2 protein-coding genes are annotated in these 4,811 nt (G+C 30.0%); both read right to left on the reverse strand.

The genetic code is table 11. The features are described 5' to 3' along the window. Nucleotides 1-120: 120 nt before the first annotated feature. Nucleotides 121-1,923, reverse strand: a complete 1,803-nt coding sequence (uvrC, locus tag U9R42_15400) for an excinuclease ABC subunit UvrC (protein ID MEA3497410.1) — start codon at nt 1,921-1,923, stop codon at nt 121-123. A gap of 33 nt (nt 1,924-1,956) precedes the next feature. Further along, nucleotides 1,957-4,191, reverse strand: a complete 2,235-nt coding sequence (locus U9R42_15405) for a transglycosylase domain-containing protein (GenBank protein MEA3497411.1) — start codon at nt 4,189-4,191, stop codon at nt 1,957-1,959. Nucleotides 4,192-4,811: the final 620 nt, after the last annotated feature.

Below are 4,811 nucleotides of genomic sequence, written 5' to 3' on the forward strand. Positions count from 1 at the left end.
GATGCAAGGCACAAATTTTTCATTGTCTATAAAAAACTCTGAAAATCTTAATGCCTGTCTGCCGATATAGGCAGGCGAATGTATTTATAGAACCTCCCTATTATTAAACGATTGGAATTTTTAGTCCGTTTTATTTTCAAAGTAATTTTTTATTAAATTTGCTTTGCTACTACCAACAAATTTAGATAAAGTATAAACATCACTTTCTTTAATTTTTTTTACAGATTTAAAATTTTCTAATAATTTAGTAGCAGTTTTTTTTCCAATTCCTTTTATTTCACTCAATTCTGTTTTTAGACTTCCTTTCAATCGTCTTGTTCTGTGATGTTCAATTCCGAATCTGTGTGCTTCATTTCTGATTTGCTGTATTAGCCTATTTGTTTGTGAACGTTTATCAATTGCTAAAGGATAAGAATCTCCTACTTTATAAATTTCTTCGAGCTTTTTAGCAATTCCAATTATTTCAACTTTATTTTGAATTTTTAGTTTTACAAGGCTTTTGTAAGCTGAAGATAGTTGTCCTTTACCTCCGTCAACAACAATAAGTTCGGGAAGTTTTTCTTTTTCATCTAAAACTCTTTTATATCGTCTAAAAATCACTTCTTCCATAGAAGCAAAATCATTAGCACCGATTACTGTTTTAATATTATAATGACGATATGATTTTTTATGTGGTTTTGAATACTTAAAAACCGACATTGAAGCCACGGGATATGAACCCTGAATATTGGAATTATCAAAACATTCTATTGTGTATGGTATGTATTTTAAATCAAGGTCTTTTTGTACTTGTTTAAGAAGTTTTATTTCTCTTTCACTTTTCTCTGTTTGCAGAGCTTTTCTTTTTTGAATATCCTGAAAATAATAAAAAGCATTTTTGTAGGAAAGTTCTAAAAGTTTCTTCTTATCTCCAATTTTAGGAACCACATATTTTATGTTTTCAAGCTTGAAATCAGGTAAAAGCGGGAGAATTATTTCTTTTGAATTTGAGTGGAATCTAGTTCGCATTTCTGTTATTGCAAATTGTAATAACTCGGCATCTGTTTCTTCAAGTTGTTTTTTATATTCAATTGTATCCGTCTGAATAACAGCTCCATTGGTAACTTTTAAAAAATTAAAAATTGCAATATCGTCATTTGAATAAACAGCATAAACATCAACATCACTCATTTTTGGATTTACTACCATTGACTTACTTTTGTAATCTTTAAGTGCATCAATTGTTTGTTTTATTTCATCTGCTTTTTCAAAATCCATGTTTTTTGATGCTTCTGTCATTTCTTCTTTTAGGTATAAAATTACATTTGATGTTTTTCCTTTTAGAATTTTCTTTATTTGTTCAATATTTTTATTGTAATCACTTTCACTTTGAAGATTTTCGCAAGGTGCTTTACAAAGTCCAATATGGTAATCAAGACATTTTTTTATTTTGTTCTTACTTATGTTATCCTCAGAAAGATTATAACCGCAACGCCTTATTTTAAATAGCTTTTGTAATAGTTCCAAAAGATAATTTTTGTTAAGTCCCGATACAAAAGGACCAAAATATTCTGTACCATCTTTCAAAATAGTTCGTGTTGAAAAAACTCTTGGAAATCTTTCGTTTTTTATGGCAATAAAAGGAAATGATTTCCCATCTTTTAATCTTACATTGTATTTGGGTTGATATTTTTTTATCAATGAATTTTCGAGCAGTAAGGCTTCATTCTCAGTATCAACAATTGTGTATTCAATGCTATAAATCTTTGAAATCATTCTTTCTATTCTCTTACTCAAAGATTTTTTGGATACGAAATATGAGTTAACTCGTTTTTTAAGATTTTTTGCTTTACCGATATAAAGTATTTCCTTATCTTTATTAAAATACTTATAAATACCGGGATTTGAAGGTAATAGCTTTATCTGCTCTTTAATATCAGCCATAAAATCAATATTTACAAAACAAGAAATATAATTTTAAAAAACTGAACCATCCGAAGCATTTTGAAGATTTTGACTATTATATTTTTTACAATCAATTTCATAAGGTAATTCTTCTTCGGGTTTTTCAAATGGCTCTTTAGAGATTTTTAAGGTTGAATCTTTGTAAACTTTTTGCATAAACAAAGCCCAAATCGGTAATGCCATATTTGCACCTTGTCCAAGATGAGTTGAGCGAAAATGTGCACTCCTGTCTTCGGCTCCAACCCAACAACCTGCGGTAAGATCAGGAACAGATCCAATAAACCAACCATCTGAGTTGTTTTGAGTTGTTCCTGTTTTTGCTGCAATTTCATTTGTAAAATTATATCTGAATCTTAATCTCACTGCTGTACCTCCTCTCATAGTTGACACCTTTTTAAGCATATTAAGAATAACGTAATTGTGTGTTTCATCAAAAACTTCTATTTCTCGTGGAACATAGCGTTTAATAATATTTCCGTTTTTATCTTCAATTCTTCTAATAATTGTTGGTTCTATCCATACACCATTGTTTGTAAATGTATTAAAAGCACCAACCATTTCATAAACTGAGATGTCAGGAGTTCCAAGGGCAATTGCAGGATAAGGCTTAATATTACTTGTGTCAATTCCCATTGCTCCGGCTTTTTCAAGTACAGCTTTTGGTGTTACACGCTTGATTAGCCATGCCGTTATGCAATTATTTGATTTTGCTAATCCTTCTTCCATTCTTAGCATTCCTCCATATTTGCCATCTGAGTTCTGTGGTTTCCAATTGTCAAAATCAGGGAATACTGTTGGAACGTTCGGAATTTTTAAACAAGGAGAATAGCCGTTTTCAATTGCTGTTGAATAAACAAAAGGCTTAAATGTTGAACCAACTTGTCTTTTGGCTCTTTTGTTTACGTGATCATATTTGAAAAATCTAAAATCAATTCCTCCTACCCATGCTCGTATTTCTCCGCTTTTTGAATCCATTGCCATAAAACCGGGATTAAGAAACCATTTGTAATAAAAAATTGAATCGTAAGGACTTAGGCTTGTATCTTTTCTGCCATTATAAGTAAAAACTTGCATTTTTTGTAGTTGCTGAAAATTATCATAAATAGAATCCCAACTCATTCCTGTTGCTTTTAAAATGCGATATCTGTCTGTTCTTTTCATAGAAATACGCATTAATTTTTCTACATTTTCTTTACTCAACTTCCAACCGAATGGTGCATTGTAAACCCCTTTCCAATGTTTGTAAAAAGTTGCTTGCAAATCTTTCATGTGTTCTGTTACAGATGCTTCTGCATACTTTTGCATCCTACTATCAATGGTTGTATATATTTTTAATCCATCTCCGTAGAGGTCAATATTATTATCTTTGCACCAATCTTTGAGGTACATTCGTATATGTCCTCTAAAATAACGGGCTATCCCTATATTTTGACTTGATACTTCATAGGATAATTTAATAGGAAGTAATTTTGTCGAATCAAATTCTTCTTCTGAAATGTAATCATATTTAAGCATTTGTGAAAGAACGGTATTCCTTCTTTTCTTTGAATTTTCAGGATTAAGACGAGGATTATAGTATGAAGTTGCTTTTAATAGTCCTACCAAAATGGCTGCTTCGTCCATAGTTATGTCAATAGGATATTTGCTGAAATATGTTTTTGAAGCTGATTTTATTCCAAATGCATTACTGCCAAAATCAACAGTATTTAAATACATTGTAATAATTTCATCCTTTGTATAAAATTTTTCAAGTCTAATTGCAATTATCCATTCTTTTAATTTTCTAACAATAATTTCAGGAATTGTGGCAAAAGATTCTCTAGGAAAAAGATTTTTTGCCAATTGCTGAGTTATCGTACTTGCACCACGTGTTTCGCCTCTTATTAAGTACAATGGAATTGCAGAAACACCTTTCCAATCAATACCCGAGTGTTTGTGAAAACGAATATCTTCAGTAGCAATTAAAGCATTAATAATATATGGACTTAACTCGTCAAAAGATACAGAAGAACGATTTTCGTTAAAAAATTTACCTATCAGCACACTATCGGAAGAGTATATTTCAGTAGCAAGCGGAGTTTCAGGATTCTCCAATTTTGTGGTTGAAGGTAACTCACCTATCCAACCTGCTGAAATTGAAAATATAAAGGCTGAAAACAATAAAAGGAAGAAAAGAAATATTGCCCAAAGAATTTTGGAATATTTTTTATATGATAATTTTTTTCTTTTTGTTTTTTTCTTTTTCATAAGGATAATTTTAAAGATACAAATTTAATATTTCCAAATGATTTCTCACTCAAAATTCTAAAATTGATTTTTTATACAAAATTAATTAGTGCCTCTAAGAAAACGAAATAGCAATCCGTAACATATTGACAAACAGAGATAAATGTTGGTAGCTTTTTCAAAAACATAGTTGAATTTCAACAGATAGACTTTATATTTATTTCCATTGTTGTCCGATAATAAATAGAATTAGATAAAATACAGTTTTAACTGTTTACTCAAGTTTAGCATTTGAATATAAAGAATTGACATTCGGAAGCTTATTAAATGTCGAGTTGTGATAACATAAAGAAAATCAATAGTATAATAATTCTATAATGAATTGTTTCGTACTTTGTGATTCTTAGTGTCTTAGAGCCTTCGTGGCTAATTATCAATATCTTGCCACAAAGACACCAAGGCACGAAGTTGCACTAAGAAAAGACACATAATATAACAGTCAGATAATAAACATGTTAGCACACAGAATTATTATGCGAAACTTGAGCTGTTTAAAAAGTGTTTCAATTTGTCAACGCTTTTTTAATTTATAAGTTTTTATTTTAATAGATGCTAAATATTCTATTCTTGATTTTAGTCAA

It is taken from the genome of Bacteroidota bacterium (genome assembly GCA_034723125.1).
Taxonomy (GTDB): domain Bacteria; phylum Bacteroidota; class Bacteroidia; order CAILMK01; family JAAYUY01; genus JAYEOP01.

Bases quoted from the DNA above. Each gene is read 5' to 3' on its own strand.
- U9R42_15405 (MEA3497411.1), bottom strand. From the start codon at position 4,191: ATGAAAAAGAAAAAAACAAAAAGAAAAAAATTATCATATAAAAAATAT.
- uvrC (MEA3497410.1), bottom strand. From the start codon at position 1,923: ATGGCTGATATTAAAGAGCAGATAAAGCTATTACCTTCAAATCCCGGT.